Annotated in this window: 12 protein-coding genes; 3 read left to right on the top strand and 9 right to left on the bottom strand. The window is 51.0% G+C overall.

Annotation, left to right across the window (positions count from 1 at the left end):
• Window positions 1-12 precede the first annotated feature (12 nt).
• Window positions 13-570 carry an aminoacyl-tRNA hydrolase gene (gene pth, locus EKM83_RS08305; protein WP_125576353.1) on the bottom strand — a complete coding sequence of 186 codons (558 nt, stop codon included), beginning with the start codon at window positions 568-570 and terminating at the stop codon, window positions 13-15.
• A 653-nt stretch (window positions 571-1,223) separates the two neighbouring features.
• On the opposite strand from pth, the gene EKM83_RS08300 reads away from it, so the two are divergent.
• From EKM83_RS08300 to cbpA, 3 genes are all read left to right on the top strand, one after another.
• On the top strand, window positions 1,224-2,189 hold the full coding sequence (locus EKM83_RS08300; protein WP_125576351.1) for an L-lactate dehydrogenase: 966 nt from the start codon (window positions 1,224-1,226) through the stop codon (window positions 2,187-2,189).
• A 603-nt stretch (window positions 2,190-2,792) separates the two neighbouring features.
• A complete protein-coding gene (locus tag EKM83_RS08295) occupies window positions 2,793-4,181 on the top strand; it encodes a L,D-transpeptidase family protein (protein ID WP_125576349.1) in 1,389 nt (462 codons plus the stop codon).
• A 321-nt stretch (window positions 4,182-4,502) separates the two neighbouring features.
• Window positions 4,503-5,144 (top strand): cyclic di-AMP binding protein CbpA, encoded by a 642-nt coding sequence (gene cbpA, locus EKM83_RS08290; RefSeq protein ID WP_048732552.1) that lies wholly within the window; start codon window positions 4,503-4,505, stop codon window positions 5,142-5,144.
• Window positions 5,145-5,881: 737 nt separating this feature from the next.
• Here cbpA and EKM83_RS08285 read toward each other — a convergent pair.
• The 8 genes from EKM83_RS08285 to EKM83_RS08250 all read right to left on the bottom strand — a co-directional run bounded on the left by EKM83_RS08285 (window position 5,882) and on the right by EKM83_RS08250 (window position 13,985).
• Window positions 5,882-6,262, bottom strand: coding sequence for a type II toxin-antitoxin system PemK/MazF family toxin (locus tag EKM83_RS08285; RefSeq protein ID WP_125576347.1), 381 nt, complete (start codon window positions 6,260-6,262; stop codon window positions 5,882-5,884).
• 35 nt (window positions 6,263-6,297) lie between these two features.
• Complete coding sequence (locus EKM83_RS08280; RefSeq protein ID WP_125576345.1) at window positions 6,298-6,531, bottom strand: hypothetical protein; 234 nt, start codon at window positions 6,529-6,531, stop codon at window positions 6,298-6,300.
• Window positions 6,532-6,612: 81 nt separating this feature from the next.
• On the bottom strand, window positions 6,613-7,734 hold the full coding sequence (alr, locus tag EKM83_RS08275) for an alanine racemase (protein ID WP_125576343.1): 1,122 nt from the start codon (window positions 7,732-7,734) through the stop codon (window positions 6,613-6,615).
• Between the two features lie 2 nt (window positions 7,735-7,736).
• Window positions 7,737-8,096 (bottom strand): holo-ACP synthase, encoded by a 360-nt coding sequence (acpS, locus tag EKM83_RS08270; RefSeq protein WP_125576341.1) that lies wholly within the window; start codon window positions 8,094-8,096, stop codon window positions 7,737-7,739.
• Between the two features lie 331 nt (window positions 8,097-8,427).
• A complete protein-coding gene (locus tag EKM83_RS08265; protein ID WP_125576339.1) occupies window positions 8,428-9,570 on the bottom strand; it encodes a baeRF6 domain-containing protein in 1,143 nt (380 codons plus the stop codon).
• Between the two features lie 264 nt (window positions 9,571-9,834).
• Window positions 9,835-11,403 (bottom strand): DEAD/DEAH box helicase, encoded by a 1,569-nt coding sequence (locus EKM83_RS08260; protein ID WP_125576337.1) that lies wholly within the window; start codon window positions 11,401-11,403, stop codon window positions 9,835-9,837.
• Between the two features lie 192 nt (window positions 11,404-11,595).
• Complete coding sequence (locus tag EKM83_RS08255; RefSeq protein ID WP_125576335.1) at window positions 11,596-12,981, bottom strand: UDP-N-acetylmuramoyl-tripeptide--D-alanyl-D-alanine ligase; 1,386 nt, start codon at window positions 12,979-12,981, stop codon at window positions 11,596-11,598.
• Between the two features lie 218 nt (window positions 12,982-13,199).
• Window positions 13,200-13,985: a hypothetical protein gene (locus tag EKM83_RS08250; protein ID WP_125576333.1), complete on the bottom strand. Its 786-nt coding sequence runs from the start codon at window positions 13,983-13,985 to the stop codon at window positions 13,200-13,202.
• Window positions 13,986-13,988 lie beyond the last annotated feature (3 nt).

The following is a 13,988-nucleotide window of genomic DNA, read 5'->3' as shown; positions in this document are numbered from 1 at the left end:
TAACTTCCTATCCTAGTTGTACTGGTTCATCAACTGCGTAAACTCACTGCCGGCTAACCAGTCGTCCAACGCGGCAACGGCTTGATCCGTCGCTTGGTTGAAGAGCGGTTGTTGGTCAGTGGTAAATTTGCCCAACACGTAATCGACGACGGTGTGTTGTTGGGGATGGGCAATGCCAACCCGCAAGCGCTTGAACTTTTCCGTCGACACGTGGGCAATGATACTCTTGATACCATTGTGGCCGCCAGCTGAGCCGTGGTCGCGCAACCGAATCCGCCCCACCGGCAAATCCATATCATCGTGAACGACCATGATGTCATCCACGTCGATTTTGAAGTAGTTCATGATGGGGTGAACCGCCCGCCCTGATTCGTTCATAAACGTGGTCGGCTTGACCAGCAAGACCTTTTCACCATTCACGACCCCACTCCCAAAGCGGGCATCCATCTTACGCGTGTTCAGCGTGATGTTGTGTTCCTTAGCAAAGGCGTCCACCACCATGAAACCGGTGTTGTGCCGCGTGCCGTCGTACTGGGGGCCGATATTTCCTAAACCAACGATCATTTTCATTTTAAAATTATTCTCCCTTAGAGCTGTTGATCCTGAGCTAGAGACAAAAGAGCTGGACGGAAGCCTTGACTCACCGTTCAGCCGCTCAGATTATCTTCTCAATTCAAAATTACCACCCTTGAGTATAGCATAGTCCTGCCTGGACTTCACGAAACCTGCCTGGTAATCCGGGCTGATGACGTCCGATGACCGGCGACCGTAATTTTCACAAACGGCATGATTTTTTAGCCATGTGAAAAATAATTAAATTAATTTCGTTGTGGCTTGTCTTGATGGCCCTTTTCCTTGTGAAAAATGAACGAATTTTTCCATGAAAGCCACCGTTTTCGGCTAGTTTTTGTGAGCTTGTGAAAGGCCGGTAGTCCAAGTGACCAGGCCCGGCACTGACCCGCTGGCTGGGGATTATCCGTCCCGTTTTGTGAATTAAACCGGGCATTTGTTCGCTGATTTTACAGGAACAAAGCGCGGCAAATCGCTGACCAAGTGGCTAGTTTACCGTCATGACGTGTTTTCGGCTAGATAGCTGACCCATGAAAAAATAAATGATATTTTTCACAAAATTTAGGTCCCGGCGATAGCTTTCATGCTTTTAACATGGTATACTAACTCACGGGTATTATTGCGTACCTTGATGTCAAAATACTTATTTGGAGATGAAGAATTTGACTACTAAGACTCATCAAAAAGTTGTTTTAGTTGGGGACGGCGCTGTTGGTTCAGCTTTCGCCTACTCAATGGTAAACCAAGGATTAGCAGAAGAATTAGCTATTGTGGACGTTGTTAAGGAACGGACTGAAGGGGACGCCCTTGACCTCGAAGATGCACAAGTCTTCACCGCACCTAAAAAGGTATACTCTGGCGATTACTCTGACTGCAAAGATGCAGACGTTGTCGTAATCACTGCTGGTGCTGCCCAAAAGCCAGGCGAAACTCGTTTGGATTTGGTCAACAAGAACTTAAAGATCATCAAGGCTGTTGTTAAGCCAGTGGTTGATTCCGGTTTCGACGGGATCTTCGTTATCGCTGCTAACCCAGTTGACATTTTAACTTACGCTACTTGGAAGTTCTCTGGCTTCCCTAAGGAAAAGGTTATTGGTTCTGGGACTTCATTGGATACTTCTCGTCTGCGTGTTGCGCTGGCTAACAAGCTGGACGTTGACCCACGGAACGTTGAAGCTTACATCATGGGTGAACATGGTGATTCAGAATTCGCCGCTTACGACGAAGCTACCATCGGTTCAAAGCCATTGAAGACCATTGCTAAGGAACACGGCATCACTGATGACGACTTAGCTAAGATCGAAGATGACACCCGTAACAAGGCTTACCAAATCATTAACCGTAAAGGCGCAACCTTCTATGGTGTTGCCACCTGCTTGATGCGGATCACCAAGGCTATCCTGCGTGACGAAAACGCGGTATTGCCTGTCGGTGCCCCATTGAACGGCGAATACGGCTTGAACGATATCTTCATCGGTACCCCAGCAATCATCAACGCTAAGGGGATTGAAAAGGTTATCGAAGTTCCGCTTTCTGACAAGGAAAAGGACTTAATGGCTAAGTCAGCTGAAACCTTAAAGAAGGTTACTGCTGATGGTTTAGCTGCCCTTGAAGGCTAAGCTTAGCTCATTGGAAACGCCACTCCCCCGTGGAGCGGCGTTTTTTTGTTGCAGAAAACGGCCCGATTCGGACTGGTAACCCGCTGTGTGCTGGCTGTCTCCTGTCCGCCAACTACCAGTTGGCACGCGGTGGCCGGATCGGACCAAGTCAGTTGGCCCTCCTCACCATTGCGCTGACGACTACCACCACGCATTAAAATGATAACCTGGGAAAGTTGGAGATAACGACTTTTTCCGGCCGCTCTGTTGCCTGACCAGTGACCACCAACACTATCGGTCTCAGCCAGCAGACTAGTTTTCCTTGCTAGGCTTCTGTTTAACTAGTCTGCAACATTAGATGCAGCGTGCCTTCTTGACGACAGGTGGCTTGACGACACCCCACGTCGTTTATCACACGATAGCTAAACAGTTTAGCCGAGCGAATACTTGCAGTCAGAATTTTTTTGAATTCCTGTAATAGTTGACCTGAAAGTAATGTAACCGTTAACATAAATGCATTCGCATTGCCATTTAAGGTAGTTTGAAGTAAGCTTGGAGTATGCTATTAATGGTAGTTAAGCATGACGACTTTTCCTCCACTAGCTATTTTAGGAGGTTATACCCATGAAAAAAAGAAAAGGTCTGGTCATTGGTCTGGTGACCGCAGCAGTTGCGGTTGGGGCCATTTACGTTGGCCAAGCGCTTCACTACTCTTCAGCGCAAGTCTTCTTTAAGGACACGCAAATTGCCGGCGTTAACGTCGGGGGCAACACGGCTAGCCAAGCGGCAGCCAAGCTCAAAACCGCGCTGAAGGACCAACAATATACATTAAAGGATGGCAGTCAAACCGTCTCCACGATCAAAACCAAACAGGTTGATTTGAAGGTCACTTCTGAAGCGGCCCTCAAGCAACTGATCGGTAAGCAAAACGTCTGGAGCTGGCCTGCTCACGTGACGACCGCCACTGCTGACAGCCTCGAGCTGAACGCTAGTGACGAGAATCAAGAAAGCGTCCAAGCCCTAGCCAAGTCGATTGCGACTAAGGCAAATAAGACGCGGACCGCTGCCAAGGATGCAACGTTTAACTATCAAGACGGCAAGTGGGTCGTTACCAAGGAACAAAAAGGTAACCAACTCGATGCCGACAAGCTAGCCAAAACGATTACTGCAGCCATTGAAAAGGGGTCGAATACCGTTGATGTGTCTGGCGACTATCGCCAACCACAAGTCACAACGACTTCGACCACGTTTAAGACGGCGCAAGCTAAGGCAGAAGCCATTACCAAGCAAACTTACCTGTACAAGCTCAGTGGTCACAAGATCACGATTCCAGCGGACACGTTAGCCAGCTGGATCACGTTTAAGAACGGGAAGTTAGCTACCGATTCAACCGCCATCAAGACTTACCTGACCAAGCTCAGTCACAAGTACGGGACCGTCAACAAGACCCGGACGTTCAAGTCGACGAAGCGTGGGACGGTCAAGGTCAAGGCTGGCCTGTATGGTTGGACCATCAAAGTTAAGTCCGAAGCACCGGCCCTCAGCAAGGCAATTCTTGCTGGCAAGGGCATGGACCGCACCCCTGCAATTCAAGGAAGCGGCTATCACAGTGACGGCACAGATATTGGAAAATCGTACGTCGAAGTTGATAAAGTTAACCAGCACATGTGGGTCTACAAGAACGGAAAAGTCGTCGTTTCAACCGACGTTGTGACTGGATTACCAACGACTGCGCACCATACGCCAACTGGTGTCTGGGTTATTTGGAGCAAGCAACGGAATGCCACATTACGTGGTCAAAACGATAATGGTTCCAGCTATGCTTCTCCAGTGAAGTACTGGATGCCTGTCGATGACACCGGTGTCGGTATCCATGATTCCTCATGGCAACCACAATATGGTGGCACTTGGTACATCAAGCACGGGTCTCACGGTTGTGTGAACACCCCACCTTCCAAGATTGCGGCCGTCTTCGCCAACGTCAAGGTTGGGACGCCTGTGATTATCTTCTAATTGAATTTTAAAAAAGTTGCGCTCACCGTTGGTGGTCAGCGCAACTTTTTGTTTTTCCGGCGGTCGGTTTAAAAAATCATGCCGATCGCTAATAAAATGAGAATTGCCACGAAGGCAGCCAAGGTCCAGTATAGCCATTTTTTCGTAATGATGGGCTTGTCATCGGAATCATTGGAATTCTTCACAGGGTCTCCCCTCCTTAACCAGCTTTCTTTTATTTTAACACGAATTTCCCACGAAATAGCTACCCGTTGGCGGGTAAAATATGGTATTATTAGAAGAGATTATTAGAAGTTTCTAATTTTTAGGAGGTCATCTGCTATGCTGCTTAAATCCCTAGTGAAGCCGAAGGAACGGTTGGTTACGGTTCGCGAGGACGTCACCTTGGAACAAGCCTTAAAGGTCTTGGAAGACTCAGGCTATCGGTGTGTGCCAATTCTAGATGAAACGGGGCAAATTTTCCGAGGAAACATCTACAAGATGCATATCTATCGTCATAAATCCCGGGGCGGCGACATGCAGCTCCCGGTGACATCATTACTGAAGAACGCCACCAAGTTCATTTCTGTGAACGCTGCCTTCTTTAACGTTTTCTTCTCTATCAAAGACTTGCCTTACATCGCGGTCTTAGATGACAAGAACGCGTTCTACGGCATCCTCACGCATACGCGGTTGATGGACATGCTGTCCCAGTCTTGGAACGTCAATATCGGCAGTTACGTGATCACGGTGGTCTCAGCTGGCGAACGTGGTGACCTGGCCGGCATGGCTAAGATCATCACCAAGTACACGTCCATTGCCAGTGTCATTAGCTTAGACGCCCAGGAAGGCGAATTGGTTCACCGGACTATGTTCACCTTACCTGCCGAAGTCGACGAAGAAAAGCTCGACCGCATCGTCAAAGCATTGGAACGCAAGGAATTCCACGTCCCAGAAATTGAAGATCTCCGGCACGAAAACTAAATCAGTTGGTCCAGGTCAGTCGCTACGGTGGCTGGCCTTTTTGGTGCGGTGATTCTTGACATATGGCTGACGATGTTGGTTCTGACTCTCGCCTACCACCCGTCCCATATGAGACTGGAGCGCGGTGGGCGGACCGGTCCGAGCCTGAAGAACGGTCTCGGCCTCGCTTTGAGCCGATACCCCCGTCTCAAAGACGCCAGTTCCCTAACCGGCCAACCCACCGCTAAGGGAACTCCCACGGCTGAGTTCATATGGGACGGCCTCTCGGCTATGTTAGTGGTTGCTGGCAACCTCGGCAAAAACACCACACCAGTCTAGCCGTAGTAGTCGTCGGCCACCATGAGTTGTAATGATACCGCTGAACACCACCACTTCGCCGGAGGAGGTCAGGGGTGGAGCCAGCTGTGTCGACGGTGTTGGCTGGGGTCCTTTCTCAGCCTACAGCGTGGGACGACTTTGAAGACTGGCGGGTTTTGCCAGGCTTTAAAGCGAGGTGGAAGCCCGCTTTTTGACTGGAGCCGTTCCCCATAGCAGGTGGGACCCCTGACAGCCGCAGGCACCAGTTTAGTCACTCATATGGTCGTGAAGCCTCATATGAGACGGACAGCAAGGCATCAGCCAGAACCAACATCGCCAGTCAAATCCCAAATAAAACAGCGGTAGACAAAAAAGCTGGTGAATCACCAAAAAGAGGTGAGTCACCAGCTAAAATTTTGCCGCAATGCTATGTACGAAATCTATTTCGCTTTTCTCTTACGCGCCTTGTCCACCAAGCCGATACTGGTTGCAAGGGCAGCGTCGACCGCTGCCATCGTTTTTACGTCCAAGTGGGTAACCTGATCTTTCAATCGCTGCTTATCAATGGTCCGAATTTGCTCAAGCAAAATGACGGAATCCCGCTCAATTCCGGTCCGAGCTGCGGAAATGCCGACATGCGTCGGCATTTTTGGCTTCTCGATCCGAGCGGTGATTGCCGCCACGATTACGGTCGGACTATAGTGGTTCCCCACGTTGTTTTGGATGATTAACACGGGGCGCATGCCACCTTGCTCCGAACCAACGACTGGTGATAGGTCGGCGAAGAATACGTCACCGCGTTTGACTTCAACACGGGCCATGGGCCGCCATCCCCTAACTGTATTAATTTTTAAACTTAATTCTTGATCTCGGTTCTACGAAACTGGGTTAACCGTCGTTCGGCTTCCTCTTCACAAGGCGTGAAGGCCCGGGCCAAATCTCGGTTGATGAGCGCCATTGCTTGATACCCAACAATTAAAGCTAGCTTGTTCGCCGCTGCAGAACGCAGTGGAATCAACGATTGATGCCGTGCCGTCCGGGTGATGCGCAGCCGTAACTGCGGCCGATTCAATTGTTGTAACTGAGCCATGAATTGCCCCTCCTCAAGTTAATCCTTCGTCTCATCTAGTTTACCACGAAACGATGAATCAGGACACTAGAAGCCCATAATTTAATTTTCGTACACGCGGGGTAATCGCGCGGTAAAGCCACAAGCAATTTCATAGTGAATTGTTCCACAATAGTCGGCGACGTCTTGGAGACTGATGCTTTCGTCACCATCACGACCCACCAAGGTCACACGCGTTCCTCGGGCAAATTCACGCGGTAACCGCACCATCAGTTGGTCCATGCAGACCCGACCGATAATTTCACAAGGTTGCCCATCAATCAGTACGTGGAAGCCTTGTAATCGCCGTTCATAGCCGTCGGCATAGCCAATCGGCACCGTGCCGACCCATTCTGGCTGTTGCGCCGTATAGGTCGCCCCGTAGCCCACGGATTCGCCGGCGACGACGCGCTTAACGTGCACCAATTCACTAACTAAACGCATCGCGGGATGTAAGGTATACGGGGCCGCCACTTCAGTCCCTGAAGGGTTTAATCCGTATCCCGCCACGCCAAACCGCACCATATTGTCGTTGCATTCGGCATGCCACAGGCTAGTCGCTGAATTGGATACGTGCACGTACCGTGGTAGCCGCGTCAATTTGCTCGTCAACGCTTTCCACGTGGCCACCTGTTGCTTGAAGTAGTGGTCGTCTGAACTGTCGGCGGTCGAGAAGTGCGTGAAGATGCCTTCAAAGTTCAAATCGGCGTGGGCGTTGAGGTAAGCCACCGCCGTTTGCAAAGACGAACTGGTCTTAAAGCCAATGCGGCCCATACCCGTGTCCAGTCCCAAGTGGACCTGCAACGGTGCCGTCACGTGGGCCAGTGCCAAATACTGATGGGCTTCCGTCAACCAGTCTTGTGCCGCGACCGTCGCCGAAATCCGCTTTTCGGCCATCAGCGGCGCATCCGCGGGGTCCCCCACGCCTAATACGAGAATCGGCTCATTAAATCCTGCGGCCCGTAATTCCAACGCTTCATCTAAAATAGCCACACAAAATCCCGTGGCTCCGGCATCCTTTGCCGCCTGCGCCACCTGAATAGCGCCATGCCCGTAGCCGTTGGCCTTAACCACCATGAATAACTCACACCCCGGCGCTAAACGAGAAACTGCCGTGTGAATATTTTCTCGCAATGCCTGCCGATCAATCACCAACTTGGTTGGCCGATGAACCCCAACTACCATGATTATTTCCCTCTTTCTAGGATAACCTGCGTCATCACCAACGTTGCCGTATGTGAAATGGAAACGTGGGCAATGCCCCCAAACGGGTGACGGATGACGATGGGCCGGCCAGCCGCATTATCGCGAATCTCAATATCTTGAAAGCCCACGGTGGCCCCAATACCAGTACCCATGGCTTTACTGTAAGATTCTTTGGCTGACCAACGCCCGGCAATAAACTCGACTGCCCGTTGCCCCCGCAACTGCTGATAATCATGTAGTTCGTTGGGGGTCAACACCTTACTTAAAAATAGCGGTTGTTTCGCCACCACGGCTTGTACCCGGGCCAAGTCGGTAATATCAATGCCGGTTCCGTAAATCATCGCGCCACTCCTCCTATTAATGTCTACGTTATATTTTAGCACAGCCCTTCGCGATTGACCCCCTCAACTTGCTCAGTTAAGGTTAATCTTAAACTTAATTATCTAAGTGGCCATCACCCGCTCACCGGAGACCGGCAGATTGCTTCCCCGGCTGGCGGTGTTTCCCCTAGCAGGCGGTATCACAGAATTCTAGTTTCACTAATCTTAGCGGGCCAAATCCTATCGCTCCGGGAATCAACGCGTTAACTCTGCTTTCACCCCTGAATCAACTAAGTAAAAAAGGCTCGCGTCTCTCAGTCCGCTTGCCTTCATAAAATATGTTATGTCGAATTTAGTGAAGCATCGCCGCGCGTAGCTGTAGTTGCGCTGCTACGGGGCTCCGGGTCGGCATCGCTTCTGCCGGTAAGACCTCGACTTGGCCACCTAAGCGACTCACTAGGAGAGCCAGATCATTGTAGAGGTTATTTTGCCGGCTGAGGGCCGTGGCCGTCATGACTTCTCCCTTCTCGGTCAGATGACCGGGTTGGGTCGCGTCGGCACGAATCCAAAGTTTGGTGATTTGGCCTTGGACCGCCGCCGTGGCGAGGGCGCCGAGGTCTTGGACCACCTGCTGGCCTTGCCGCGCTTTTGCGTAAACATCATGCCGCACCTGAGTTGCCTGTTGGTGACGTTGTTCAGACACCTTGAAGGTCACTGCCGCCAGCGTCTGATTGGCCGCCGCCAGATTGGGATTTTGCACCAATTGAACGACCGGGTCCAAGTAAGCATTTTGGGAGACCTTGCGGAAATTCCCCTGGTTGCTGGCGCTGGCCACCAAGATCAGTGGCACCTGGTTGACGTTCGAGTAGTGTTCGCTGACATAGCTGTCGACCATGAGAAAATAGTTCCGCTGGTCGGCTGCTTGGGCGGCATCCAGCGACCCCGTCCCACTATAATGGGTCTGGTCACCCGCGGACCGTTGCCACCGTCCCCGACCGCGTTGCTCACTGCCCAAAGCTTGCGTCAAGGTGGCTGGCGCATCGACGGGTAAGTTGATCAGTTCCGGTCGGCCGCTGCGGACTTGTGCCAGTTCAAAGGCGTCCTGGCTCAACAGTAGTAAATCAAAATCGCTGGTCTGGTCACGGGCCTGCAAGATGGGTAGCACGTTGGGCTGGTAAGTGACCGTCACCGTGGCCGCCACGGGAGTGTGTAACCAGTAGTGATAACTGTCCGTGGGGCCGGCCATGATCAGAAGTCCGGCCGCGCTACCGTTGGTGAGTGGCCCCTGGCTAAAGGGACTGAAGGCCTCATCGTAAGCCGACCACGCTCTGTCAGGCGCAACTTTTGCTAAACGTTCTTTTCCTTGTTTGAGAAGACTTTTGAATTGGGTCCGGTCCGTAGCCGGAATACCCGTTACCGGTAGGGTCATGGTCATGAATGGCCCCGGCTGAGTGGCGAGCGTCAGTGCAGCGTGTAAGTCAAAATGATTTGCCATGTTAGAATCCTCCGTTGTCTTATATAAGTTATCTCGTATCAATTCGATAAGGGAATAATATCACGCCTATTTTCAGATTGCAACCAATATTTTTATCCAAAATCCATTTATAGGGTAAAATGGTTTCGCAATCCCCGGTGACACAACGTTTTGATGACTTAAAAATTTTTTTGAAAAATGATTGGCCCTGCAATTTTTCCGTAAAAAAAACTCGCCCCGTATGCCACGAGGCGAGTTCCTTCTAATCAATTTTAGTGAAGCAAATTAGTCTTTCTTCCGAATGGTGAAGCCGCGGCTCCCACCTTCGTTACGCCGACCACCGTTGCCGCCGTTGCTCCGACGATTCCGGTTGTCACCATGGTTACGTGAATCATGGTTACGTGAGTCATGACCGCGTGAACCACCACGACCGCCGCGAGAATCATTCCCACGGTGACCACGGTACCCACCGCCACGACGATTGCCGCCACCATGATGGTAACCGCCACCGCCATGACGTTTGCCACCGCGCTTAGGCAATGGCCGTTCTGGGGTGATCTTAACGGGTACTTGACTACTATCGTCCTTGGTTAAGTCGTTCAACAGAGCGGCTACCAAGTCTTCAGCATCGTATTCGTTCAATAAAGCTTCCGCAGTCTTGGCGAATTTTTCGGTATCTGTCTTGTTGACCAAGTCAGTAACCTTATCCTTGGCAGCGCCTAATTGGCTCACCAAAGCTTCTTCATCCGAAGGCGGCTTCAAAGGCAGCATCCGCACCTTCGTCAGCTTTTCGATTTCACGCAGGTAATCCATTTCGTTTGGCGTTACAAACGTCATGGAAACCCCATGCTTCCCGGCACGGCCAGTCCGGCCGACCCGGTGAACATAACTGTCAGGGTCTTGCGGAATATCATAGTTGTACACGTGGGTGACATCGTTGATATCGATCCCCCGGGCAGCCACGTCGGTTGCCACTAAGATATCCAATTGACCATGACGGAATTGGTTCATGATTTGCGTCCGGCGCTTTTGGGTCAAGTCCCCATGGATACCGGCAGCGTTGTAACCACGTGCCTGTAACCCATTGGAGATTTCATCGACCCGGCGCTTAGTCCGCGTAAAGACAATGGTCAAATCTGGTGATTGGACGTCGAAGAAGCGCGTCATAATATCAAACTTTTCAAAGTCACGAGAACGGACGTAGAATTGATCGATCAAGTCGGTCGTTAATTCCTTAGCCTTAATCTTCACGTGCTTAGGATCTTGCATGAATTGGACACCGACCCGCTTGATTTCGGGTGGCATGGTTGCGGAGAAAAGCATCGTTTGACGCTTTTCTGGCAATTGCTTGATGATGTCTTCAATGTCATCCAAGAAACCCATGTTTAACATTTCATCGGCTTCATCCAAGACCAACATTTGAACGTGGTCTAACTTCAGAGTGTGCCGACGAATGTGGTCCAATAACCGACCCGGGGTCCCAACAACCACTTGCGGGTGGTTCTTCAAGGACTTGATTTGCCGACGGATGTCCGCCCCACCGTAAACGACTTGGACGTTAGCCCGTTCGTTACGACCTAATTTATAAATTTCTTCTTGGGTTTGGATTGCCAGTTCCCGCGTTGGTGAAACCACTAACGCTTGAACATTTTCATTGCTCTTATCAATCTTTTCCAAGATAGGTAAGGCGAAGGCCGCAGTCTTCCCAGTACCGGTTTGGGCTTGTCCAATCACATCTTGACCAGCCAAAACCATGGGGATTGTCTCGGCTTGAATTGGGGTCGCTTCTTCGTAACCTGCTGTCGTAACTGCGTTCAGTAGGTCCTCGGAAAGACCCAGTTCTTTAAACTTCAAAAATAATTTCCTCCTAAATGGGTACGTCGCCATAGTGCCTCAAGGTTCTTGGAAAAAATCCGTTTTCCGTGGTGCGGACCGTGATTGGCTAAGGCGGGGTAAGTTCGTTTCTTAAATACAACTAAGCCATCATACAACGCTGAAACAAAATAAGCAACTCCCACGACTTGCGGAAATTGCCTAGTTTATCGCTTATTTTTCTGGAGAATCCTGTAGTGCCGCCAATACTTGCTCCAAATGAATCCCGTGAGATCCCTTCAATAAAATCTGATCAGCGGGGGTCAAGCTGGCTTGTAAATCGGCTGAAAGCGTTACCAGGTCGGCACTTTCGTAATGGGTCACGGCCAACTCAGGAGCCTGCTTGGCCAACGCCTGTTGGAGCGCCACCATGTGCGGTCCGACCAAATATACGTGACTGATGGCCGCTGGGTCAATCGCGGCAGCCAAGCCTGCGTGCATGGCATTGGCTTGATCCCCCAGCTCCAACATGTCACCTAAGACCACGTAACGCTTACCAGTTACCGGCGTCTTCGAGAAGGCTGCTAAGACCTCTTTGACCGCCGTCGGGTTGGAGTTATATACGTCGCTCAAGATAGCCGCGCCGTTTGCACTCTTGACCCACTCCGCCCGGTTCTCAGTCAAATTGACCGTTTGGAGCGCCTTTTGTGCACTCTCGGGCCGGATCCGATAAACATTGCCGACCGCTAAGGCAGCCAACGCATTGTTCACGTTGTAAGTCCCAATCATGGGAATCGTAAAGGTCAGGTCCGGCCATTGATTGGTGGTAAAGGTCGTCGCCGTTGCGGACCCCTGAATATCGGTAGCGGCCAGGTCATTGTCGGTGCCTTGCCCAAACGTGATCTGCCGTTGCGTTAAATCAGCGGACCGTTCCTGCAACAGTGGTTCATCACCGTTGTACACGAAGATGCCGTCGTCGCTGAGTCCATGCGTAATTTCCATCTTGGCGTCAGCGATACGATCCCGGGTCCCGAAGAACTCGATGTGGGCTTCCCCAATCATGGTGATGACAGCCAGGTCCGGTGAGACCAGCTTGCTTAGGAAGTCCAATTGGCCAGGCCGATCCATCCCCATTTCCACGACTAACATTTCCGTGTTGGGTTCCATGGACAAGACGGTCATCGGCACCCCAATCTCATTGTTGAAGTTGGCGTGGGTCTTAGTCACATTGAATTGCGTGCTCAAGATGGCCGCAATCATATCCTTGGTCGTCGTCTTCCCGTTACTACCAGTAATGGCGACCACCCGCGGATTGATTTTAGACAGGTAGTATTGCGCCAGGTCTTGTAAGGCCTTCAACGAATCAGCGACTTGAATCACTGGAAAATCCGCTGGCGCCGTCGCTAAGTCGCGCGCCCAAAGCGTCGCCACGGCCCCGTGATCGATGGCGGACTGGATGAACTTGTGACCATCCTGTTCACCAGTCAATGGAATAAAGAGTCCCCCTGGCTGTAAATGCCGACTGTCAAAGGCCACACTGGTGACACTGACACTCCGCCATTCTTCAAAATCATTGATTGCGCCCACAGCATGAGCAATTTCGGCAAGCTGCATTTTCATGTTTTCTGCTCCTAATTTAACGAAACGATCCCCTCGATCGTTCCGGTTTCAAATTGCAAGCTACGCGGCCTCAAGGTCCGCTTAGTTCGTTCCGCATTAGATTCTGAGTCACATTATACCATGGATTACCGGTCCCTAACTTAAAACTCCGTCAAAAAATTCAGATGGCAGTGTACCAAAAGGGAGCCAGACGCTGGTCCAACTCCCTTCATTATCATTTAAATTAAATCCGTCACGTCGCTAAAAACTTGGTTATCGTGGATGCTTAATGCCCATTCGCGCGTCGCCAAATCATATCGTAAGCTAGCCACTTCCCGCGAATCAGCATACACCTCTTCTTGCGTGTACCAGGTGTTTTGCCGCTCGGGATGCGTAATGGCCCGTACCGGAATCACGTAGATACGGTGTCGCTCCACCAGTTGGTCAAACGCCACAATCATGCCATCCAATAAGCCTTGAATCAGCTGTAAGAGAATCTCTCGTGGCACATCACTGATGGCTAACGGCCGGGCAAAGACCCAGCGATTGTTGTGCATCGCTCGCAAATGGCGTTTGATACTGACCTCTAACACGTGGTCAAAATCCGCTAAATGCCGGTAATACGTCTTGTAAAAGCCATCACGCAGGGTCAAGAAGGCGTATTCGTTTTGGAGCTTGGCGTAAAATGGCGTTCGCAAATGCGTCTCCATGTGCGCTAAGTACAATAATTCCGCAATTTCGCTAGGCAACAAGAAATCCAAGTCATCGCCGTGCGTGTAGTCTAGCCACTTGACTGGCCGTTCATGCTTGGCCAACAGGTAGCGCCGAATCTGCGCTTGACCCGTGACGGTTTGCAGGCGCGTGTGGGGATTGATCTCCACGTCAGCGCCGGATTCTTCGTTCAGCAAAAGCAGCTGGTTCGGTATGGCCGGCACACCGTTCAAAAAATCAGCTGGTGAAATGCCCAACGAATAAATCATATTCGTCACGGGTTCTAGACTTAAATAAATAAAATTTCCGCGCATGGT

Origin of the sequence: Levilactobacillus angrenensis, assembly GCF_003946085.1 — a bacterium.
GTDB classification, from domain to species: Bacteria; Bacillota; Bacilli; order Lactobacillales; family Lactobacillaceae; genus Levilactobacillus; species Levilactobacillus angrenensis.
Note: the sequence above shows the minus strand (reverse complement) of the source record. Positions and strands in the feature narration are given on the sequence as shown.

Excerpts from the sequence above, each read along its gene's own strand:
- EKM83_RS08255 (WP_125576335.1), bottom strand. The coding sequence starts at position 12,981 with ATGAAAATGCAGCTTGCCGAAATTGCTCATGCTGTGGGCGCAATCAAT.
- EKM83_RS08265 (WP_125576339.1), bottom strand. The coding sequence starts at position 9,570 with ATGGCAAATCATTTTGACTTACACGCTGCACTGACGCTCGCCACTCAG.
- acpS (WP_125576341.1), bottom strand. The coding sequence starts at position 8,096 with ATGATTTACGGAACCGGCATTGATATTACCGACTTGGCCCGGGTACAA.
- EKM83_RS08300 (WP_125576351.1), top strand. The coding sequence starts at position 1,224 with ATGAAGAATTTGACTACTAAGACTCATCAAAAAGTTGTTTTAGTTGGG.
- EKM83_RS08285 (WP_125576347.1), bottom strand. The coding sequence starts at position 6,262 with ATGGCCCGTGTTGAAGTCAAACGCGGTGACGTATTCTTCGCCGACCTA.
- EKM83_RS08280 (WP_125576345.1), bottom strand. The coding sequence starts at position 6,531 with ATGGCTCAGTTACAACAATTGAATCGGCCGCAGTTACGGCTGCGCATC.
- cbpA (WP_048732552.1), top strand. The coding sequence starts at position 4,503 with ATGCTGCTTAAATCCCTAGTGAAGCCGAAGGAACGGTTGGTTACGGTT.
- EKM83_RS08295 (WP_125576349.1), top strand. The coding sequence starts at position 2,793 with ATGAAAAAAAGAAAAGGTCTGGTCATTGGTCTGGTGACCGCAGCAGTT.
- EKM83_RS08250 (WP_125576333.1), bottom strand. The coding sequence starts at position 13,985 with ATGCGCGGAAATTTTATTTATTTAAGTCTAGAACCCGTGACGAATATG.
- alr (WP_125576343.1), bottom strand. The coding sequence starts at position 7,734 with ATGGTAGTTGGGGTTCATCGGCCAACCAAGTTGGTGATTGATCGGCAG.
- pth (WP_125576353.1), bottom strand. The coding sequence starts at position 570 with ATGAAAATGATCGTTGGTTTAGGAAATATCGGCCCCCAGTACGACGGC.